Source organism: Streptomyces sp. NBC_00091, assembly GCF_026343185.1.
Lineage (GTDB): Bacteria > Actinomycetota > Actinomycetes > Streptomycetales > Streptomycetaceae > Streptomyces.
Genome location: NZ_JAPEMA010000001.1, coordinates 1969265 through 1989433, shown reverse-complemented (window position 1 = coordinate 1989433; position 20169 = coordinate 1969265). Strand labels below are relative to the sequence as shown.

The window sequence follows — 20169 nt, the reverse complement described above, 5'->3', positions numbered from 1 at the left end:
TCAGTCCAGGACCGGCAGCAGCTCCGGCAGGTGCCCGTCCGAGGCGCGGGCCGCGTCCTGCCGCTCCTGCGGCACCTCCCCGTACAGGGTGGTCCGGGCCTTCGCGGGCCGCCCCGCCGCCTCGGCGACGGCGACCAGGTCCCGGACGGACTTGTACGAGCCGTAACCCGACCCCGCCATCCGGGAGATGGTCTCCTCCATCAGGGTCCCGCCCAGGTCGTTGGCGCCGGAGCGGAGCATCTCGGCCGCGCCCTCCGAGCCGAGCTTCACCCAGCTCGTCTGGATGTTGGGGATGTACGGGTGCAGCAGCAGCCGCGCCATCGCCGTGACGGCCCGGTTGTCGCGGACCGTCGGCCCGGGCCGGGAGATGCCCGCCAGGTAGACGGGGGCGTTGGTGTGGATGAAGGGGAGCGTCACGAACTCCGTGAAGCCCTCCACGCCCTTGGCGAGGGCCTCCCGCTGGATGCGGGCCAGGGTCCGGAAGTGGCCGAGCCAGTGCCGGGGCTGGTCCACGTGCCCGTACATCATGGTGGAGGAGGAGCGGATGCCCAGCTCGTGCGCCGTGGTGACGACGTCGATCCAGTCCGCCGTCGGGAGCTTGCCCTTGGTGAGGATCCAGCGGACCTCGTCGTCCAGGATCTCCGCCGCCGTGCCCGGGATCGAGTCCAGCCCGGCCTCCTTGGCGGCCGTCAGCCAGTCCCGTACGGACATCCCCGTGCGGGTGGCGCCGTTGACGACCTCCATCGGGGAGAAGGCGTGCACGTGCATCCCCGGGACCCGCTCCTTCACGGCCCGCGCGATGTCGAAGTACGCCGTCCCGGGCAGGTCCGGGTGGATGCCGCCCTGCATGCACACCTCGACCGCGCCGACCTCCCAGGCCTGGGCGGCCCGGTCGGCGACCTGGTCCAGGGACAGGGTGTAGGCGTCGGCGTCCGTGCGGCGCTGCGCGAAGGCGCAGAAGCGGCAGCCGGTGTAGCAGACGTTGGTGAAGTTGATGTTGCGCGTGACGATGTACGTGACGTCCTCGCCCACCACCGACCGGCGCAGGTCGTCCGCGATCCGGCACAGCGCGTCCAGCGCCGGGCCGTCCGCGTGCAGCAGGGCCAGGGCCTGCTCGTCGGTGAGCCGCTCCGGATCGTCGGCGGCCCGCGCCAGGGCCGCCCGTACGTCCGTGTCGATGCGCTCGGGCACCATGCCGGGCGCCGCCGCCTCGCGCAGGGCCTCCCAGTCGCCGTAGACGTGGTCGAAGTCCTCGCGGCGGTCGCCGCTGCGGCCCTCGGTGTCGATGGCGCTGTGCAGGTCGGTGCGCCCGTAGGAGGCGAAGGAGTCCTCGGGCTCCTGCCACGGATGCCCCTCGACCACCGCGTCCGGATCCGCGAGCCCGGTCTGCGGGTCCGCGAGGGCCCGTACGTGGGGCAGCAGGCGGGGGTCCAGCCACGGCTCGCCGCGCCGCACGAACTCCGGGTACACGCACAGCCGTTCGCGGAGCTCGAAACCGGCCGCCGCGGACCGCTCGGCCAGCAGGTCGATCTGGGGCCAGGGCCGCTCGGGGTTGACGTGGTCCGGGGTCAGCGGCGAGACGCCGCCCCAGTCGTCGATGCCGGCGCCGATCAGGCGGGCGTACTCCCCGTCGACCAGGTTGGGCGGGGCCTGGAGGCAGCCCGACGGGCCCATGATGTGCCGGGCGACGGCGATCGTGGCGACGAGGTCGTCCAGTTCGGCGTCCGGCATGCCGCGCATCGCCGTGTCCGGCTTGGCGCGGAAGTTCTGGATGATCAGCTCCTGGACGCCGTGGTAGGCGCGGGAGACCCGGCGCAGCGCGAAGAGCGACTCGGCGCGCTCCTCGTACGTCTCCCCGATGCCGATCAGCAGGCCGGAGGTGAAGGGGACCGAGGAGCGTCCGGCGTCCTCCAGGACGCGCAGCCGGACGGCCGGCTCCTTGTCGGGGGAGCCGTGGTGCGGGCCGCCGGGCTCGGACCACAGGCGGGTGGCGGTGGTCTCCAGCATCATCCCCATGGAGGGGGCGACGGGCTTGAGGCGCTGGAAGTCCGACCAGGACATCACGCCGGGGTTGAGGTGGGGCAGCAGCCCGGTCTCCTCCAGGATCCGGATGGAGATGGCCCGCACGTAGGAGATCGTGTCGTCGTAGCCGTGGGCCTCCAGCCACTCGCGCGCCTCGGGCCAGCGGTCCTCGGGCTTGTCCCCGAGGGTGATCAGGGCTTCCTTGCAGCCGAGCGCGGCGCCGCGGCGGGCGATGTCGAGGACCTCGTCCGGGGACATGTACATCCCGTGGCCCGCGCGGCGCAGTTTGCCGGGGACGGTGGCGAAGGTGCAGTAGTGGCACTTGTCGCGGCACAGCCGGGTGAGGGGGATGAACACGCTCTTCGAGTACGTGATCACGCCCGGGCGGCCGGCGGCCGCCAGGCCCGCGTCGCGGACGCGGGCGGCGGAGGCGGTCAGGTCCTCCAGGGCCGCGCCGCGCGCCTGGAGGAGCACGGCCGCCTCGGTCGCGTCGAGCGCGACGCCGTCGCGGGCACGCCGGAGCGCACGGCGCATCGCGTTGTCGGTCGGAGCGTCACTCGGAGTGGTCATACGGGGAGCATACGATCCGCTCGGGCGCCGGTGGAGGGCCTCATCGCATCAGCTCACCGGCGTTGACCAGCAGCGACTGGCCGGTTATCGCCCGCGCCCGGTCGGAGGCGAGGAAGACGGCGGCGTCGGCCACGTCCCCGTCGGTGGCCAGGTCGGGCAGGGCCATCCGCCCGGTCAGGCGCTGGTGCACCTCGGCCTCGGGGACGCCCTCGGTGTGGGCGGTGAAGGTCACGAAGGCCTGAACCGGAGGGCCCCACATCCAGCCGGGCAGCACGGTGTTGACGCGGATCCGGTGCGGGCCGAGCTCCCGGGCCATGGAGTACATGGCGGAGGTCAGCGCCCCCTTGGAAGCGGCGTAGGCGGCCTGCTGCACCTCGTTGGGCGCGGCGATCGCGGACTGGGTGCCGATGATGACCACGGAGCCGCCGCCCGCCTTGAGGGCGGGCAGGCAGGCCCGGGTCATGCGCAGGGTGCCGAGGAGGTTGACGTCGAGGATCTGCTGCCAGGTCCCGAAGTCGGCGTCCTGAAGGCCCCCGAAGTAGGAGTCCCAGGCGGCGACGTGCACGACGGCGTCGATGCCGCCGAACCGCTCGCGGGCGAGCTCGGCGAGGGCCTCGCACTGCCGCTCGTCGGCGATGTCGGTCGGCAGGTGGGCGGTGTGCGCGCCGTCGGGGTCGATCTCGGCGGCGGATTTGGCCAGATTGGCCTCGGTGCGGGCGCCCAGGACGGCGTTGCCTCCGTCGCGCACCACGGCGGCGGCCACCTGGTGGCCGAGCCCGGCCCCCACACCGGAGACGACGACGGTCTTCCCTCGCAGCAGCATGACGCGCCCCCAGTGCGGTTCGGCAATGAATCTGACGGGCCGTCAGGGTAGGGGTGCGGGGCGCCGGTGTGAAGGGGCGCGGGGGCGGCCGGGGTTCAGCGGCGTCCGGTCACGTCCAGGAAGATGTTGACCGCGACCCAGGTGGCCCACAGCAGCGGGATGATCGCCACGTAGGCGAGCGGCCGGGCGTGCACCGGCGGGCCCTCCTCCAGCGGCTGGCGGCCCGGCGCGGGCGCGGAGGGCGCGAGCTTGCTGAACTTGATGGCGGCGATCAGGTTCCAGAGCAGCGTGAACGGCGTGAAGATCACCAGGGAGAAGGGGCTCCACCAGCCCTGGCACAGGGTCTTGGTGGTCATGACGCGGACCAGCGCCCGCCCGCACTGGCGGCAGAACGGCCCGTTGAGGGTGTGGAAGCGCATCAGGACCAGTACGCCCACGTGGGCGCGGACCGCGAAGTTCGCCGCCTCCGGGGCCCCGCAGTTGCGGCACCCCGGCATCTGGGCGTGCGGGTACGCGCCCCCGTACTGCGGGTGCTGCGGCTGCTGGTACTGCTGCGGGTACGGCTGCTGCGGGTAGCCGGGGGCGGCGCCCGGGTAGCCGGGGCCGGGCTGCGGGTAACCGGCGCCTTCGGCCGGTCCGGGGCCCGGGTAGCCGGGGCCCGGGGCCGGGTGACCGGCGCCGGCGGGCTGCCCGTACGGGTTCTGCGCGGCCGGAGCGCCGGCGTACGGGTCCGGCGGAACGGGGGCGCCGGAGTAGGGGTTGGGCGGGGGAGTGCTCATGGGCAGGCCTTCGGGATCGGCGCGGGCAGGGAGCGGCGACCGGCCGGACCCCCCGGACTGCTTCCGCTTCCGCTTCCGCTCCCGGGCGTTCTCACGGAAGGGGGAGGCGCCGAACACCAGTGCTCTCGTTTGGCCTGAAACGTATCAGGCGCCGGTGACAGCCTCGTTCCGCTCAGCCTCGTTCCGCTCAGCCGCTCAAGGCTTCCGGTTCTCCGCCACCAACTGCCCGAAGGCGTCCGGGGTGATCGGCCCGCCCGTGCCCGTCAGCACGTTCACCTCCTTGCCGTTGACCTCCACCGCAGGGGTGCCCTTCTTGCCGCTCCCGTAGAAGGCCTGCGACACCTTGTCCACCCAGGGCATGTAGGAGAGTTCCTCGACGGCCTTGTCGAAGCCCGGCGTCCGCAGCCCCGGCACCTGGTCCGCGAAGCCCAGCAGGGTGTCCGTCGACCCGAACTTGTCGTCGGTCTCCTTCTGCGGGTGGTTCTTGTAGAGGACCTGGAGGTACTCCATGAACTTCTCGGGGCTCTCGTTCACCGCCGCACCCAGCGCGTTCAGCGCGCGCTTGGAGCCCTTGCCGCCGAGGGGGCCGTCGAGGAAGGTGGCGAAGTGGTACTCGACCCGGTAGGTCCCGGCGTCCGCCTGCTCCTTGAGGGCCGGGCCCAGCCCCGTCTCCACGTTCGCGCAGAAGGGACAGCGCGGATCCAGCCAGACCGATACGACGTCCTTCGCGTCCGGCTTGCCGTACGGGACCACCACCCCGTCCGTGCCGCTGGTGCGGGCCGGCCGCAGGAAGGGCTTCCCGGCCGCCTCGCTCCCGCCGCCCGAACCCGCCTGCCGCGACGCGTAGATGCCCGCCCCGGCCGCCACGGCCAGTACGGCGACCGCCGCACCGCCGACGAGCAGCCGCCCGCGCAGCCGGGCCCGCCGGGCCTCGGTCTCCCGCGCCGCCCGGAGCCGTTCCCTGGCCTCGCGGCGCTGGTCCTTCTTGCTGCTGCTCGCCATGACAACCAGGGTAAAGGCCCATGAGGGGTGCAAGGGCGGGTCATTGGGGTGTTTCGGGCAGGGTCGAAAGGCCCCCGCCGGGCCGGGCCGGAGGTCCCCCGGAGCCGGGCTGGACGTCCTGAGCCACAGGCGGGTGAAGCCGAGACGAATGGTGTGTCATATCTACGGGGGCGACGGCGAGTCGTGTCGGAATACCTGATAGACAGAAGAATCACGGCCCGACCGGCCGTACGTGCCTCTGCCGGCCGCCTTGGGGGGATCGCCGCACCGTGAAGCCGCTTCACCGTCATGTAGTCAACACCTCGCGCAAGGTCTTGTGCACGGCCGCGCTCGCGGCCAGCCTGACCACCGCCGCCGTCGTGACCAACACCCCGGTCGCCGGCGCCGGAGAGGCCGAGCCCACGCCCGACAGCCCGCAGGCCGCCGACCGCGGTGACGCCCGCCTCGACCTGCCGGGCCAGCTCGCCGATCCGGTGGTCCCGCCCGCCGCGGGCGCGGGGGGCACCACGGCCGAGGGGGCCTCAGGCATACCCGCGACCGCCCTGGACGCCTACAAGCGCGCCGAGGTGGCGGTGGCCGCGGCCCTCCCCAAGTGCAAGCTGCCCTGGGCCCTGCTGGCCGGCATCGGCCGCGTCGAGTCCGTGCACGCCTCCGGCTACGGCCTCAAGACCGACGGCACCACCGAGAAGCTGATCCGCGGCCCGCGCCTGGACGGCAACGGCTTCGCGAAGATCCTCGACACCGACAAGGGCGAGTGGGACGGGGACACCGAGTACGACCGCGCCTTCGGCCCGCTCCAGTTCATCCCCTCGACCTGGACCACCTGGAAGGCCGACGGCAACGGGGACGGCAAGCGCGACGCGAACAACATGTACGACGCGGCGCTGGGTGCGGGGCTCTACCTCTGCTCGGGCGGCAAGGACCTCTCGCTCCCGGCCGACCTGGACAAGGCGATCCTCGGCTACAACAGCTCCCGCGAGTACGTGAACTCCGTGCTCGGCTACATGCGCCAGTACCAGCAGGACGGCACCGCCGGGATCCCGAACCCGCCCGTCGGCACCTTCCCGACCCCGCCGACGACGACCCTGCCCACCCCGCAGCGGCCGCACGTCCCGGCTCCGCAGCCGCCGGCCACGAAGCCGAGCACTCCGGCCCCGGACCCGAAGCCCACCCCGAAGCCGACCCCCGAGCCGTCGAAGCCGAACCCGACGCCGGAGCCGTCCAAGCCGACCCCGGCGCCCGCGACGCTGGCCAAGCTGGAGCGGGTCGGCGACGCGAAGCTGGAGGCCGAGGCGGGCAGCCTGTTCGCGGACGGCACCCGCTTCAAGGCGGTGCTCAGCGACGGCAAGCCGGCCGCGGGCCAGGCCGTCGTGGTCGCCGTGGAGCAGGACATCACCGGCGGTACGGGCTTCGTCTTCGGCGACGAGTCGAGCGTGGTCGTCCGTACGGACGCCGAGGGCATCGCCACCGCCCCCCGGCTCAAGGCGGGCCCGAAGGCGGGCACCTTCACCCTGCGGGCCACCGCGTACGACGCCAAGAGCCAGTTCACCGTGGCCCTGGAAGGCCGGATCACGGCGAAGCCGGTCGAGCAGCCGGTCGCGCTGACCCCTGCCGACGGCTCCAAGGCGGTCCAGGCCCCGGCGGGCACCGCGATCAAGGGCCTGGAGTTCCTGGCCGCCCGCGGGGACAAGCCGGTGGCCGGCGTGCAGGTCACCGCCTCGCTGGTCGAGGAGGTCGCGGGCAAGCCGGGCGTCTGGGCCCCCGTGGACCCCAAGACCGCCAAGGGCCCGTACTTCAAGGGCGCGACCCCCGACGCGAAGCTGTTCACGCTTCAGCTGCCCAAGACCGGCACCGACGGCAAGACGGCCCTCCCGGAGCTGCTCACCAAGGACGTGCCCGCGGGCACCTACCACCTGCGGCTGCTGACGGCGGACAAGGCCGAGCTGATCGTCACGATCACGATCGTGGCCCCCGCGGCCTGACCGGCTCCCGGCGCAGCACACACGGCACGGCCGGTCGCACCGAGCGACCGGCCGTGCCGTTTTCTTGCGCGAGCCCGCTATACGGGGGTGGCCTGGAGGGGCTGGAAGCCGACGCCGCAGGTGCCCGGCAGGTTCGTCGGGCTGTAGGCCGTCGAGCTGGTGGTGCACCTGGCCTCGTGGATCACCCCGTTCTTGCCGAGCAGGCTGAGGGTGAGGCGCCCGCCGGAGTTCTCCTCGACGGAGACGGCGACGCCCGTGACGCACTTCGGCGCGTTGGGGACGACCTGGAGGTCGATCCACACGCCCGGGTTCCGGCTGTCATTGAGGAAGGCGTGCCCCTCCCGGTCGGTCGCCAGGCGGAACACCGTTCCGAGCAGGAAGGAGAAGTCGGGGGCGGCGGAGGCGATGTGGCGGGCCACCGGTCCGCACTTCTTCTTGGCGTGGGGGTCCGGGGCCGGACCGCCGTCGGCCACCGCGGACGGGGCGATGAGCGTCCCGAGGAGCAGAGCTCCTGAAACGGCGGAGATACCTCGTGCGGCCCAAGCGAGCTTCCTCATGTGCTTCCTTTCCCGTGACGGCCTTGGTAACGGGACCGAACATCCCCCGGGCATCCGGAAAGCACACGTAACGTGACGAATCATCACTCAGGGGAACCATCGGCCCACCCCGAACGGCGCCGCCCCCGCCGCCCCCTGGAGCCCGCCCCGCCCCGGGAAAAGGCAGGAGCCCCGCCTTCTCCGCTCGCACGGAGGAGGCAGGGCTCCTTGGGTACTGCTACTTCGACCGCGATCCGGTCGGCCTGGCGACTAGGCCGGGGTGACGTTCTCCGCCTGCGGGCCCTTCGGGCCCTGCGTGACGTCGAAGTTGACCTGCTGGTTCTCCTCGAGGGAGCGGAAGCCAGAGGCGTTGATCGCGGAGTAGTGGACGAAGACATCCGGGCCGCCGCCGTCCTGGGCGATGAAGCCGAAGCCCTTTTCAGCGTTGAACCACTTCACGGTTCCGGTAGCCATGAGCCCTCCTATGGGCCAAAGGGTCGCCCTGCTCCAGAACCTGCTAAGAAGTCTGAAAACTACAAAAGCCTGCGGGTTACATGCTCCGCAGGCCTCGTACTGCAAGGGAAACCAAACTGCAACTTGCGTCGAGCCTAGCACGCACCCTCGGGCCGAGACCAGAGGGAAAGATCACGTCACCCGGACGTTTGAGACCCGCTCGATCGCTGACGGAGAACCGGGGCTAGTCTCGCGATGTGGACGTCTATCGCAGCCGGCCCCGTGTCGGCCACATCCAGTTCCTGAACTGCCTGCCCCTCTACTGGGGGCTGGCCCGAACCGGCACGCTGCTGGACATGGAGCTGACCAAGGACACCCCCGAGAAGCTGAGCGAGCGCCTCGTGCAGGGTGAGCTGGACATCGCCCCCATCACCCTCGTGGAGTTCCTCCGCAACGCCGACCAGCTCGTCGCCTTCCCCGACCTCGCGGTCGGCTGCGACGGCCCCGTCATGTCCTGCGTGATCGTCTCGCAGGTCCCGCTGGAGCAGCTGGACGGCGCCCGGGTCGCCCTCGGCTCGACCTCCCGCACCTCCGTACGCCTGGCCCAGCTGCTGCTCGCCGAGCAGTACGGAGTCCGCCCCGATTACTACACCTGCCCCCCTGACCTGGGGGTGATGATGCAGGAGGCCGACGCGGCGGTGCTGATCGGCGACGCCGCGCTGCGCGCCTCGCTGCACGACGCGCCCCGGCTCGGGCTGACCGTGCACGACCTGGGTCAGATGTGGAAGGAGTGGACGGGGCTGCCGTTCGTCTTCGCCGTCTGGGCCGCCCGCAAGGACTACCTGGCCCGCGAGCCCGTGGTCGTGCGGGAGGTCCACGAGGCCTTCCTCGCCTCCCGGGACGTCTCCCTCGAGGAGGTCGTCAAGGTCTCCGAGCAGGCGGCCCGCTGGGAGGCCTTCGACGCCGAGCTGCTCCAGCGCTACTTCACCACCCTCGACTTCCGCTTCGGCCCGGACCAACTGGCCGGCGTACGCGAATTCGCGCGCCGTACGGGAGCGGACACCGGGTACGACGTGGATGTGTCCGTGGAGCTGCTGAAGGCGGCCGGGCCGGAAGCCTGATCGCGATATCCCCCGCAGATCTTCCGCTTCTCCGAACGGGAATGTTCCGTTTGCCGGGAATTCGTTCCCCTTTCGTATTCATGTCGCTCGAAGGGGAATGCGAACGGGAGCGGGGGAAGCGGAAGGTATTCGGCGGGAAGGGACACCCGCGACCGCCTAAGGTGCTGCGTGTTCGGATGACACACATCTCGGGGGACGGGGGACGCGATGCAGCCGCTCGAAGCCGGCGAGCCGCGCACCATCGGCGCGTACCGGCTGCTCGGCCGGCTCGGCGCCGGTGGCATGGGACGGGTCTATCTGGGGCGCAGCGCCGGCGGCCGGACCGTCGCCGTGAAGATCGTGCACCCGCACTTCGCCGCCGACCACGAGTTCCGCGAGCGCTTCCGCCGTGAGGTGGAGGCCGCGCGGCGGGTGGGCGGGGAGTGGACGGCGCCCGTGCTGGACGCCGATCCGGAGGCGGCCGTGCCGTGGGTGGCGACGGGGTACGTGGCGGGCCCCTCCCTGGACCGGGCGGTGGCCGGGCACGGGCCGCTGCCCGAGGCCTCGGTGCGGGCGGTCGGCGCGGGGCTGGCCCGCGCCCTGGTGGCGGTGCACGGGCTGGGACTCGTACACCGGGACGTGAAGCCCTCCAACGTGATGCTGACCCTCGACGGGCCGCGGCTGATCGACTTCGGGATCGCCCGGGCCACGGACGGCACCGCCTCGCTGACCTCCACCGGGGTCTCCGTCGGCTCGCCCGGCTACATGTCCCCGGAGCAGATCCTCGGCAAGGGCGTCACCGGGGCGTCGGACGTGTTCTCGCTGGGCGCGGTCATGGCCTTCGCGGCGACCGGCCGGCCGCCCTTCACCGGGGACAACTCCGCGACCCTCCTCTACAAGGTGGTCCACGAGCCGCCGGAGCTGGACGGGATCCCCGCCGGTGGGCTGCGCGAGCTGATCGGGGCCTGCCTGGCCAAGGCGGCTTCCGCGCGGCCGGAGCCCGAGGCCCTCGCGGCGGCCCTGGGCGGCGCCCTCGGCGCGCCGGGGTGGCTGCCGGGGCCGCTGGTGGAGGAGGCGAGCCGGGCGGCGGTGGCCCTGCTGGACCTCGACGCCGACGCCTCCGGGGGCGGTTACGGCTTCGGCGCTCCGGACCCCTCGTACGGGGGCCCGGCCGGCGTCGGCACGGGCCCGGCCGGGTCCGGCCCGTCCACGCCCGCGACCGGCTCCCCGTACTCCGTCCAGGCGGGCCCGTACGGCTCCTCCTTCGCGGGCTCCGGCGCCGGGGCCGGGGTGTACGGGGCTCCGACCGAGACGGCCGGCGGGGCCGGCGGGGCCGGCGGCTCGGCGGGGGCCGGGGTGCCGCAGCCGCGGACCGCCGCCGACGACGGCCGCCGGGTCACGCTCAGCGCGGCCGGCCGCCGCTTCAGCTGCACCCTGGTGCTCGGCGCGGCCGCCGTGCTGACGGCGCTGACGGGCGGGCTGTACGGGATGGGGATGCTGCCCGGCCAGGGCGAGGGCCGGGAGATGGCCCAGGGCAACAGCCCGAAGCCCTCGACCCCGGCCCCGGCGGCCTCCGCCCCGGACTCCGCCCAGCCGTCCGGGTCGTCCTCCGCCCCGCCCAAGGGGACCCGTAACGACGTGCCCAAGGAGCTCATCGGCACCTGGAAGGGCACGGTCACCACCGCCCGCATGGGCGTCCCCAGCCAGTTCGAGATCACCATCAAGGCCGGCAAGGTCGGCGAGGTCGTCGCCCGGGACAAGTCCGTCATCGAACTCCTCGGCACCGACTGCAGCGGCGACTGGAAGCTCGCCTCCGCCACCGACCGCTCCCTGGTGCTGGACACGGCGGGCGGCCCCAACCCGGCCCCGGGCATCTGCTCCAACGGCTCCGCCGACGAGCGGTTCACCCTCAACGCGAACGGAACCCTGCACTACAAGTCGGGTGACGTGCCCGCCGGGAACCCCGAGGGAGACCTCACCCGCAGCCCGTGACCCCCGCCCTGAAGGCGGCGCGCGAGCCCTGGCGTAGGCTGGATCGGTCCGGACCCTTGACACACCGCCGAAAGGTGATCCACCGGTGACCGACCTGGCCGCACTCCAGTCCGTCCTCGACCGCGCCGCCGCAGGAGGCCGGATCACCAAGGAAGAGGCCCTCGACCTCTACCGGCACGCCCCGTTGCACGCGCTCGGCCAGGCCGCCGACGCGGCGCGCCGGCTGCGCTACGCGGGTACGGAGCACATCGCGACGTACATCATCGAGCGCAACATCAACTACACCAACGTGTGTGTCACGGCGTGCAAGTTCTGCGCCTTTTACGCGGCCCCCAAGGACACGAAGAAGGGCTGGTCGCGCGACCTCGACGACATCCTGCGCCGCTGCGCGGAGACCGTGGAGCTGGGCGGCACGCAGATCATGTTCCAGGGCGGGCACCACCCGGACTACGGCGTCGAGTACTACGAGCACCACTTCTCGGCGATCAAGAAGGACTTCCCGCAGCTGGTCATCCACTCCCTCGGCGCGTCCGAGGTCGACCACATGGCCCGCATCTCGGGCGTCTCGGCCGAGGAGGCCATCCGCCGCATCCACGCGGCCGGTCTCGACTCCTTCGCCGGCGCCGGCGCCGAACTGCTGCCCGAGCGGCCGCGCAAGGCGATCGCCCCGCTCAAGGAGTCCGGCGAGCGCTGGCTGGAGATCATGGAGATCGCCCACAAGCTGGGCGTGGAGTCCACCTCCACCATGCTGATGGGCACCGGCGAGACCAACGCCGAGCGCATCGAGCACATCGCGATGATCCGTGACACGCAGGACCGCACGGGCGGCTTCCGCGCCTTCATCCCGTACACGTACCAGCCCGAGAACAACCACCTCAAGGGCCGCACCCAGGCGACGGTCTTCGAGTACCTGCGCATGATCGCGATCGCGCGGCTGTTCCTCGACAACATCGCCCACGTCCAGGGCTCCTGGCTCACCGTCGGCAAGGAGGCGGGCCAGCTCTCCCTGCACTACGGCGCCGACGACCTCGGCTCGATCATGCTGGAGGAGAACGTGGTCTCCTCGGCCGGTGCCAAGCACCGCTCGAACCGCCAGGAGATCATCGACCTGATCCGCAAGGCGGGCCGCGTCCCCGCCCAGCGCGCGACCACCTACGAGCACCTCCTGGTGCACGACGACCCGGCGAACGACCCCGTCGACGACCGCGTGGTCTCGCACATCTCCTCGACCGCCATCGAGGGTGGTACCGCGCACCCGGAGCTGAAGCTCATCTCCACGAACTGACCCCCGATGCTGACGCTGCACACCGCCGACCTCCTCGTCACCGGACCGGGCGCCGCACCGCTGAAGGGCGGCGCGGTCCTGGTCGACGGCGACCGGATCGTCCGCGTGGGCCCGTACGAGGAACTCGGCGCGGCCGCGCCGCACGCCCGGGTCCGCCGCTGGCCCGGGGTGCTCACCCCGGGGCTGCTGGCGCGCGGGGCGGACGAGCTGCTGGAGCGGACGTACTACCCGGACGACCCGTACGAGGTCACCGAGCTGGGCGCCGGCCCGATCAGCGGGGCCGAGGCGCTCGAAGCCCTGAAGATGACCGAGGCCCGCTGGGGCAACAGCGCCCGGCGGGGCACGCAGAAGCTGCTGGCGCGCGGGGTGGTGGCGGTGGCCGGGCGCTTCACGACCGCCTCCGTGCGCACGGCGGTGGTCCGCTCGGGCCTGGCCGTGGTGCCGCCCGCCCCGTACGAGGGCAGGCCGGCCCTGGACCCGCTCGCGGGGCGGGAGTCGGCCGGGCAGGCCTTCCACGGGGTACTGGAGGCGGGCGCCGCCGCCCGGTTCGCGGTCTTCGCGGTGGCGGACGAGGCCGAACTGCTGGAGCGCGGCGCGACCACCTGCGTGGCCACGGTCATCGGCGGCAGGCTCCTGCACCGGCGGCGGTAGGCCCTCTACGGGACGCGCGGCCCCGCCAGGTAGGTGCCGTCGCGGTCGTACGGCCAGGCGTTGGAGGTGCAGCCCTGCAGCCCCTTGATCTGCTGCATCATCGCCGGGGCGGGCGCGCCGGGCCGGGGGCAGCCCTCGTGTTCGTGGCCGAGCTCGTGGCCCACCTCGTGGTTGACGATCAGCGCCCGGTACTCCGCCAGGGGGCCGCTGAACCGGGGCGAGCCCTCCTGCCAGCGCTTGAGGTTGACCACGACGGTGTGCCCGACCCGGCAGTTGGCCTCCCCGATCAGCTCGGGGGTGACCACCTCGCACAGCCGGTCGGTGGTGGCGGGCGTGGCCACCTTAACGGTGAAGTCCACCGGCTCGCCGCGCCCGGCCAGCCGGAAGCCGTACTCGGGGTTGCGAATCCAACCGCGCCGGTCCCCGAGGATCGCCTCGACGGCCCGGGCGGCGGCGTCCGGGTCGACACCGCTGCCGTTCTCCGCCTCCACCCGCCAGCGCAGCGCACGGCCCCGGCCCTGCGCCCGCCCGGCGACGGAGGAGGCGGTGAACCCCACCGCCACCGCGGTGGCCCGCTCGGGCGGCGGGGGCGGGCCACCGCCCCTGCCGTCGGCGGCGGGCCCGCCCTCCTCCGGCCCCATCCGGAAGGCGGCGACCGAGAGGGCGGCTAACACCGCCGCCCACAGGACCGTACGGCGCAGTCGCCTGCGCCGCTCGGCCCGCCGTGCGCTGACTGAACGCCCTGTCCGCATCCGTAAAACCCTTTGTTCGGAATGTCCGACCAGTCCGGCCAGTCTGCCCGGATCCGCTCCGGATCCGCCGGAACCCCGGCCGGGCCGGGCCAGCGATCCGTCCGGGGCGGCGGCCTGAGAGGATGGCCGCGTACCAGTCACCGAGCACCGAGGGGCCAACGCCAGTGACAAGGGCTTCCCTGGACAAGCAGCCGCACGAAGTCGCCTCCATGTTCGACGGCGTGGCCGCGAACTACGACCTCACCAACGACGTCCTCTCCCTCGGGCAGGCGCGCCTGTGGCGCAAGGAGGCCGCCAAGGCGGTCGCCGCCCGGCCCGGGCAGAAGGTGCTCGACCTGGCCGCCGGAACCGCGACCTCCTCGCTGCCCTACGCCGCGACCGGGGCGTACGTGGTCCCCTGCGACTTCTCCCTCGGCATGCTCCGCGAGGGCAAGAAGCGCAACCCGTGGCTGCCGCTGACGGCCGGCGACGCGACCCGGCTGCCCTTCAGGGACGACGTCTTCGACACCGTGACGATCTCCTTCGGGCTGCGCAACGTCCAGGACACGGAAGCCGCGCTGCGCGAGATGTACCGGGTGACGAAGCCCGGCGGCCAGGTCGTGATCAGCGAGTTCTCGCAGCCCACCTGGGCCCCCTTCCGCACGGTGTACGTGGAGTACCTGATGCGCGCCCTGCCGCCGGTGGCCCGCGCGGTCTCCTCCAACCCGGACGCGTACGTGTACCTCGCCGAGTCCATCCGCGAATGGCCCGACCAGCCGGCGCTGGCGGCCCTCCTGCAGAAGGCCGGCTGGTCCGGGGTCGCCTGGCGGAACCTGAGCGGCGGCATCGTGGCGCTGCACCGCGGAGTCAAGGCGTAACCCTTCATGGACTACCAAGGGCTGCTGGAGCGGATCGCGGCCGACGTCTCCCCGCTGGTGGGCAGCGGCACGCCCGCCGAGTACATCCCGGCGCTGGCGTCCGTGGACCCCACCCGGTTCGGGATGGCGGTCGCCGATCTCGAAGGCAACGTCCACGGGGTGGGGGACTGGCGGGTCCCCTTCTCCGCGCAGTCCGTGACGAAGGTCTTCGCGCTGGCCCTCGCCCTCGCGGAGGGCGGCGACAGCCTGTGGGAGCGGGTGGGCCGGGAGCCGTCGGGCAACCCCTTCAACTCCCTGGTGCAGCTGGAGTACGAGAACGGCATCCCGCGCAACCCGTTCATCAACGCGGGCGCGCTCGTCGTCACCGACCGGCTCCAGACCCTGACGGGTGACGCGAGCAGCGAACTCCTCGACTTCCTCCGGCAGGAGAGCGGCAACCCCGACATCGGCTTCGACCCCGAGGTGGCCGCCTCCGAGCAGGAGCACGGCGACCGCAACGCGGCCGTGGCCCACTTCATGGCCTCCTACGGCAACATCGACAACCCGGTGCCGGCGCTGCTGGAGCACTACTTCTGGCAGTGCTCCATCGAGATGAGCTGCGCCGACCTCGCCCTGGCCGGCCGCTTCCTGGCCCGGCACGGCCTGCGCGCGGACGGCTCCCGCCTCCTCACGCGCAGCGAGGCGAAGCAGGTCAACGCGGTGATGCTGACCTGCGGTACGTACGACGCGGCGGGCGAGTTCGCCTACCGCGTCGGCCTGCCGGGCAAGAGCGGCGTGGGCGGCGGCATCATCGCGGTCGTCCCGGGCCGCTGCACCCTCGCCGTCTGGAGCCCGGGCCTCGACCCCCAGGGCAACTCGGTAGCCGGCGTCGCCGCCCTCGACCGCTTCACGACCCTGACGGGGCTGAGCGTTTTCTGACCGTTCAGGAAACCGCCAGTTCGTAGCGGCGGACCCGGCGGGTGCCCCCCGGGAGGGGGAAGGTTTCGGCCAGGGTCATGCCGAGGCGCTCCGCCACCGCTATCGAGCGGAGGTTCCCGTCCTGGATCATCGCCACCACGTGGGGGACACCCGCCGCGCGGAGCCGGTCGACGGTGGCCAGCGCGGCGGCGTACGCGTATCCGTGCCCCCACGCGGCGCGGCCCAGCCGCCAGCCGATCTCGATCTCCCCGACCGGCCCCCAGGCCTTCTCCGCCGGCCACGGCTGCGCCCCGGTGAAGCCGATGACCTGGCCCTCCCCGTCCAGCAGGGTCCACAGGCAGTAGCCGAGCCGGGCGTCGTGCATGCGCTGCCGCGCGGTGAACTCCTCGTAGAGGGAGGCCTCGGCGGGCCCGCCGAGGAACTCCATCACCTCCGGGTCGTCGAAGACGCGGTGCCAGGCGTGCGCGTCCTCGTCGGTCGGTACGCGGAGCCGGACGGCGGGAAGCGGCGAGGTGGACGAAGTGGTCAACGGACGGCCCTTCTGATCGCGATCTCTCTCGCTGCATAGACTGCGTCATGTCCTGTGCCGTTGGGCACCCCTTATCGAGCCTTCGGGAGACCCCGCAGTGACCGAGCCCCTCTCCGAACACTCCGCGGACGTGATCGTCGTCGGTGCCGGGCCCGCCGGTTCCACGACCGCCTACTACCTCGCCAAGGCCGGACTGGACGTCCTGCTCCTGGAGAAGACGGCGTTCCCGCGCGAGAAGGTCTGCGGCGACGGTCTGACCCCGCGTGCCACCAAGCAGCTGGTCTCCATGGGCATCGACATCTCCGAAGAGGCGGGCTGGCTCCGCAACAAGGGCCTGCGGATCATCGGCGGCGGGCAGCGGCTCCAGCTGGACTGGCCGGAACTCGCCTCCTACCCGGACTACGGACTGGTCCGCAAGCGCGACGACTTCGACGAGACCCTGGCCCGCCAGGCGCAGAAGGCCGGCGCCCGCCTGTACGAGCGCTGCAACGTCGGCGAGCCCGTACGCGACCCCCGCACCGGGCACATCACCGGTGTGCAGGCGAAGCTCGGCGAGGACAAGACCCCCGTCACCTTCCACGCCCCGCTGGTCGTCGCGGCCGACGGCAACTCCTCGCGCCTCTCCCTGGCGATGGGCCTGCACCGGCGCGAGGACCGCCCGATGGGCGTGGCCGTACGCACCTACTTCACCTCGCCCCGCCACGACGACGACTACCTGGAGTCCTGGCTGGAGCTGTGGGACCGGCGCGGTACCCAGGACCGGCTGCTGCCCGGCTACGGCTGGATCTTCGGCATGGGCGACGGCACCTCGAACGTCGGCCTCGGCATCCTCAACTCCTCCTCCGCCTTCAAGGAGCTGGACTGGCGCGAGGTCCTCAAGGCCTGGTGCGCCTCCATGCCGGAGGACTGGGGCTACACCCCCGAGAACATGACGCAGCCGATCCGCGGCGCGGCCCTGCCGATGGCCTTCAACCGGCAGCCGCACTACACCAAGGGCCTGCTGCTCGTCGGTGACGCGGGCGGGCTCGTCAACCCGTTCAACGGCGAGGGCATCGCCTACGCGATGGAGTCCGGCCAGATCGCGGCCGACGTCATCGTCCAGGCGCACTCCCGCGCCACCCCCGCACTGCGGGAACTGACCCTGCACAGCTACCCGAAGGTGCTGAAGGAGACCTACGGCGGCTACTACACGCTGGGCCGCGCCTTCGTGAAGCTGATCGGCAACCCGAAGGTCATGAAGATCGCGGCGCAGCGGGGCCTGACGCACCCGGTGCTGATGCGCTTCACGCTGAAGATGCTGGCGAACCTGACCGACCCGACGGGCGGCGACGCGATGGACCGCATCATCAACGGCCTCTCGAAGGTGGCCCCCAAGGCCTGAGCGGGCCTTCCAGGGCGCCCTGTGGGGCCTCTGAGCCGTCTGAGCCAGTCTGAGCCGCTCCCGGGACTGCGGGGGCGGCTCAGGGCTGTCCGGGGTCCTGTTCGGCCGCCTCGGGGGCGTCCTGGCCGGCGTGGACCGTACGGACGCACCGGGCCAGCAGGACGAGCCCGGACAGCAGCAGCGCGCCGGAGACGGTCCAGCCGATGCCCAGGGTCAGGGGGTTGCCCGGTTTCTGCCAGGGGCGGGTGGTGGTCAGCAGCCAGCCGCCGACCGACAGGAGGCCCAGCCCGAGCGCGGCCGGGACGGCGGCGGGGTCGCCGGAGCCGTGGTCCTCGTAGGACGGTCTGCTCACGGGACCACCACCTCCTGGGGTCTGCTCGAAACGGCCGGGCGCGCAGACGCCATCCTCTCAGCACGCCGAAGGTCCGGTACTCCGCCCCCGAGCGGGGGAGTACCGGACCTTGTGGCGATCGTGCGATCAGAGACCGTGCGATCAGAGACCGTGCGATCAGAGGACGCGGACGGCGCCCGTCGGCATGTCGTAGCTCAGGTTGCGCTCGACGATGCCGGTGCTGGGGTTCTGCGCACCGATGAACTTGCCGTTGCCCGAGTAGATGGCGACGTGCCACGCGCTGCCCCGGGAGCCCCAGTACAGGATGTCGCCGGGCTGCAGGTTGCTCAGCGAGACCGAGGTGCCGGCCAGGGACTGGTCCTGGGAGACGCGGTCCAGGGTGATGCCGGCCTGGCGGTAGGCGGCCTGGACCAGGCCCGAGCAGTCGTACGCGGAGGGGCCGGTGGCGCCCAGGACGTACGGCTTGCCGATCTGGGCGCGGGCGAAGTTCACGATGGCCGCGGCCGAGCCGGTGGCCGGCTTCGAGGCCGTGGAGCCGCTGCTGGAGCCCGAGCCCTTGGTGACGGAGGAGCCGCCGCTGTCGGACGCGGAGGCGTTCGTCAGGTCGGTGCGGCCGGCGCTGCGGTTGGCGCGGTCGGCCTCGGCCTTGCGGTCGGCCTCCTGCTTCGCCTTCTGCTCGGCGACCTTCGTGGCGTCTTCCTTCGCCTGCTTCGCCTCGGCGGCGGCTCCCGTGCGGGCGCTCTCCTCCAGGGCGTTCAGCTCGCCTTCCACGGCGGCCTCGACGGCGGCGACGCGGGTGTTCTCGGCGGCCGTGTTGACGGCGTTGGAGACCTCGGTGCCGAGGTCCAGGTCGAGGACCGGCATCTCGAGCGTCGTCTCTGCCACGGGCTCGGACGGGGACGCGCTCGCGGTGCCGGCCATGGCCAGGGTGCTGAGGACGCCACCGGCAACTCCGGCGCGGACCGCGAGCTTCGAGGCGCTACGGCGGGGCTTCCGGTGGCTGGGTATGTGAGCGGTGTGGGACATGGGACAACCGCTATCAGGGGTGCCGGGTTCCCTTCAAGAAACGTGGTCTGCGCCACAGTTGCGCGCGAAGGCCGCTAACCGGGCGCGCCGCGCCCCTTATTGACGCCGTAACGGACGTAACGGACACGCTTTCACAAGCCTGTGATCATGGGTTTTCAGTAATAAGTCCGAATTGATCCACGGCCTACCATCCACCTGCACAGATGGCCAAGCCCCCTTTCGGTGGCTCCGGTTCCGTGTGTCGCAGGTCACAGTTACCTGTCGCTGTGAGGGCGCTGTGGCCGGTCCGTGATCCGACCGTGAACTCCCCGTGCGGTTCGTGAACGGATGCACAGGATCTCTCCCCGGACCCCCCCCGGCGGCGACTTCCGGTCGCGGTGTCCACTCCCGTACCCGGGGCCTCCCCCGACCGGGGGACGCCGATCCCTTTACCACCCCGCCCGCCGAGTCGCCAATTTGCCTGCACTGCCCATCATTTGATAGAGCGGCACGCCTTTCACCTGCGGCTAAGGGCTCGGATGTCACCTTTGGTGATCATGTGGATGCCTTGAGTGCGAAGATCACCACTCATCTGACTTCATGATCGTTCGTCAGGTGGTGGAGATCACAAACTCGGTGTTGTTACCCGTGTCGCAGATCACAGACCGGCAGGCATAAGATGCGCACCAGTCCGGCTTGTGAACTGCCTCACATGCGATCGGCCCCCCGCTCAGGAGGGCGGTCTTCGGGAAGCAGGGCACTCGGCGCCGGCGCAGCGGTCCAACGGTCAAGGACGACTGGAAGGAGCGAGGAGCGTGAATGCGTACGCACCCATCCTCGTGCTCGGCGCCATCGGCGCAGGGTTTGCGATCTTCTCCGTGGTCATGGCCACGCTGATCGGCCCAAAACGGTACAACCGGGCAAAGCTCGAGGCCTACGAGTGCGGCATCGAGCCCACCCCGATGCCCGCCGGCGGCGGTCGCTTCCCCATCAAGTACTACCTGACGGCGATGCTCTTCATCGTCTTCGACATCGAGATCGTCTTCCTCTACCCCTGGGCGGTCACCTTCGACTCCCTGGGGATCTTCGGGCTCGTCGAGATGCTCCTCTTCGTGCTCACCGTCTTCGTCGCCTACGCCTACGTGTGGCGCCGCGGCGGCCTGGAATGGGACTGAGGGGC

Annotated in this window: 19 protein-coding genes; 9 read left to right on the top strand and 10 right to left on the bottom strand. The window is 71.9% G+C overall.

From position 1 onward, the window contains the following. From OOK34_RS08865 to OOK34_RS08850, 4 genes are all read right to left on the bottom strand, one after another. Window positions 1-2592, bottom strand: coding sequence for a bifunctional FO biosynthesis protein CofGH (locus OOK34_RS08865; RefSeq protein ID WP_267033308.1), 2592 nt, complete (start codon window positions 2590-2592; stop codon window positions 1-3). Between the two features lie 40 nt (window positions 2593-2632). Further along, window positions 2633-3415 carry an SDR family oxidoreductase gene (locus OOK34_RS08860; protein WP_267033307.1) on the bottom strand — a complete coding sequence of 261 codons (783 nt, stop codon included), beginning with the start codon at window positions 3413-3415 and terminating at the stop codon, window positions 2633-2635. 95 nt (window positions 3416-3510) lie between these two features. Further along, window positions 3511-4194, bottom strand: coding sequence for a hypothetical protein (locus OOK34_RS08855; protein WP_267033306.1), 684 nt, complete (start codon window positions 4192-4194; stop codon window positions 3511-3513). A gap of 195 nt (window positions 4195-4389) precedes the next feature. Next, the gene (locus OOK34_RS08850) at window positions 4390-5196 is read right to left on the bottom strand and encodes a thioredoxin domain-containing protein (protein WP_267033305.1); all 807 of its coding nucleotides are present in this window, start codon (window positions 5194-5196) and stop codon (window positions 4390-4392) included. A gap of 269 nt (window positions 5197-5465) precedes the next feature. Here OOK34_RS08850 and OOK34_RS08845 point away from each other — a divergent pair, with 269 nt between their 5' ends. Beyond that, entirely contained in the window at window positions 5466-7178 is a 1713-nt protein-coding gene (locus OOK34_RS08845; protein ID WP_267033304.1) for a lytic transglycosylase domain-containing protein, read from the top strand. A gap of 77 nt (window positions 7179-7255) precedes the next feature. Here OOK34_RS08845 and OOK34_RS08840 read toward each other — a convergent pair whose 3' ends face one another. Both OOK34_RS08840 and OOK34_RS08835 read right to left on the bottom strand, forming a co-directional pair. After that, on the bottom strand, window positions 7256-7735 hold the full coding sequence (locus tag OOK34_RS08840; RefSeq protein ID WP_267033303.1) for a hypothetical protein: 480 nt from the start codon (window positions 7733-7735) through the stop codon (window positions 7256-7258). Window positions 7736-7984: 249 nt separating this feature from the next. Then, on the bottom strand, window positions 7985-8188 hold the full coding sequence (locus OOK34_RS08835) for a cold-shock protein (protein ID WP_007265804.1): 204 nt from the start codon (window positions 8186-8188) through the stop codon (window positions 7985-7987). Window positions 8189-8424: 236 nt separating this feature from the next. On the opposite strand from OOK34_RS08835, the gene OOK34_RS08830 reads away from it, so the two are divergent. The 4 genes from OOK34_RS08830 to OOK34_RS08815 all read left to right on the top strand — a co-directional run bounded on the left by OOK34_RS08830 (window position 8425) and on the right by OOK34_RS08815 (window position 13195). Continuing rightward, window positions 8425-9288, top strand: coding sequence for a menaquinone biosynthetic enzyme MqnA/MqnD family protein (locus OOK34_RS08830; protein WP_267033302.1), 864 nt, complete (start codon window positions 8425-8427; stop codon window positions 9286-9288). 207 nt (window positions 9289-9495) lie between these two features. Beyond that, window positions 9496-11259, top strand: a complete 1764-nt coding sequence (locus tag OOK34_RS08825) for a serine/threonine-protein kinase (protein ID WP_267033301.1) — start codon at window positions 9496-9498, stop codon at window positions 11257-11259. An 85-nt stretch (window positions 11260-11344) separates the two neighbouring features. Next, window positions 11345-12544 (top strand): cyclic dehypoxanthinyl futalosine synthase, encoded by a 1200-nt coding sequence (mqnC, locus tag OOK34_RS08820; protein WP_267033300.1) that lies wholly within the window; start codon window positions 11345-11347, stop codon window positions 12542-12544. A 6-nt stretch (window positions 12545-12550) separates the two neighbouring features. Continuing rightward, window positions 12551-13195 carry a hypothetical protein gene (locus OOK34_RS08815; protein WP_267033299.1) on the top strand — a complete coding sequence of 215 codons (645 nt, stop codon included), beginning with the start codon at window positions 12551-12553 and terminating at the stop codon, window positions 13193-13195. 5 nt (window positions 13196-13200) lie between these two features. Here OOK34_RS08815 and OOK34_RS08810 read toward each other — a convergent pair whose 3' ends face one another. After that, window positions 13201-13947, bottom strand: a complete 747-nt coding sequence (locus OOK34_RS08810; RefSeq protein WP_267033298.1) for a DUF3152 domain-containing protein — start codon at window positions 13945-13947, stop codon at window positions 13201-13203. 164 nt (window positions 13948-14111) lie between these two features. On the opposite strand from OOK34_RS08810, the gene OOK34_RS08805 reads away from it, so the two are divergent. Further along, entirely contained in the window at window positions 14112-14804 is a 693-nt protein-coding gene (locus OOK34_RS08805) for a demethylmenaquinone methyltransferase (protein WP_267033297.1), read from the top strand. A gap of 6 nt (window positions 14805-14810) precedes the next feature. Further along, on the top strand, window positions 14811-15722 hold the full coding sequence (locus OOK34_RS08800) for a glutaminase (protein WP_267033296.1): 912 nt from the start codon (window positions 14811-14813) through the stop codon (window positions 15720-15722). A 4-nt stretch (window positions 15723-15726) separates the two neighbouring features. On the opposite strand, the gene OOK34_RS08795 is transcribed toward OOK34_RS08800, so the two are convergent. After that, window positions 15727-16251, bottom strand: a complete 525-nt coding sequence (locus tag OOK34_RS08795; RefSeq protein WP_267033295.1) for a GNAT family N-acetyltransferase — start codon at window positions 16249-16251, stop codon at window positions 15727-15729. A gap of 97 nt (window positions 16252-16348) precedes the next feature. On the opposite strand from OOK34_RS08795, the gene OOK34_RS08790 reads away from it, so the two are divergent. Continuing rightward, window positions 16349-17632 (top strand): geranylgeranyl reductase family protein, encoded by a 1284-nt coding sequence (locus tag OOK34_RS08790; RefSeq protein ID WP_267033294.1) that lies wholly within the window; start codon window positions 16349-16351, stop codon window positions 17630-17632. A gap of 79 nt (window positions 17633-17711) precedes the next feature. Here the strand turns inward: OOK34_RS08790 and OOK34_RS08785 are convergent, their stop codons facing one another. Together OOK34_RS08785 and OOK34_RS08780 are read right to left on the bottom strand one after the other, a co-directional pair. Further along, window positions 17712-17984 carry a hypothetical protein gene (locus tag OOK34_RS08785; RefSeq protein WP_267033293.1) on the bottom strand — a complete coding sequence of 91 codons (273 nt, stop codon included), beginning with the start codon at window positions 17982-17984 and terminating at the stop codon, window positions 17712-17714. Window positions 17985-18140: 156 nt separating this feature from the next. Further along, window positions 18141-19010 carry a C40 family peptidase gene (locus tag OOK34_RS08780; RefSeq protein WP_267033292.1) on the bottom strand — a complete coding sequence of 290 codons (870 nt, stop codon included), beginning with the start codon at window positions 19008-19010 and terminating at the stop codon, window positions 18141-18143. Window positions 19011-19804: 794 nt separating this feature from the next. Between OOK34_RS08780 and OOK34_RS08775 the strand changes: the two genes are divergently transcribed. After that, window positions 19805-20164, top strand: coding sequence for an NADH-quinone oxidoreductase subunit A (locus tag OOK34_RS08775; RefSeq protein WP_045946775.1), 360 nt, complete (start codon window positions 19805-19807; stop codon window positions 20162-20164). The last annotated feature ends 5 nt before the right edge of the window (window positions 20165-20169 follow it).

Coding starts and splice junctions, on each gene's coding strand:
- OOK34_RS08865 (WP_267033308.1), bottom strand. CDS start 2,592: ATGACCACTCCGAGTGACGCTCCGACCGACAACGCGATGCGCCGTGCG.
- OOK34_RS08860 (WP_267033307.1), bottom strand. CDS start 3,415: ATGCTGCTGCGAGGGAAGACCGTCGTCGTCTCCGGTGTGGGGGCCGGG.
- OOK34_RS08855 (WP_267033306.1), bottom strand. CDS start 4,194: ATGAGCACTCCCCCGCCCAACCCCTACTCCGGCGCCCCCGTTCCGCCG.
- OOK34_RS08850 (WP_267033305.1), bottom strand. CDS start 5,196: ATGGCGAGCAGCAGCAAGAAGGACCAGCGCCGCGAGGCCAGGGAACGG.
- OOK34_RS08840 (WP_267033303.1), bottom strand. CDS start 7,735: ATGAGGAAGCTCGCTTGGGCCGCACGAGGTATCTCCGCCGTTTCAGGA.
- OOK34_RS08835 (WP_007265804.1), bottom strand. CDS start 8,188: ATGGCTACCGGAACCGTGAAGTGGTTCAACGCTGAAAAGGGCTTCGGC.
- OOK34_RS08825 (WP_267033301.1), top strand. CDS start 9,496: ATGCAGCCGCTCGAAGCCGGCGAGCCGCGCACCATCGGCGCGTACCGG.
- OOK34_RS08815 (WP_267033299.1), top strand. CDS start 12,551: ATGCTGACGCTGCACACCGCCGACCTCCTCGTCACCGGACCGGGCGCC.
- OOK34_RS08810 (WP_267033298.1), bottom strand. CDS start 13,947: ATGCGGACAGGGCGTTCAGTCAGCGCACGGCGGGCCGAGCGGCGCAGG.
- OOK34_RS08800 (WP_267033296.1), top strand. CDS start 14,811: ATGGACTACCAAGGGCTGCTGGAGCGGATCGCGGCCGACGTCTCCCCG.
- OOK34_RS08780 (WP_267033292.1), bottom strand. CDS start 19,010: ATGTCCCACACCGCTCACATACCCAGCCACCGGAAGCCCCGCCGTAGC.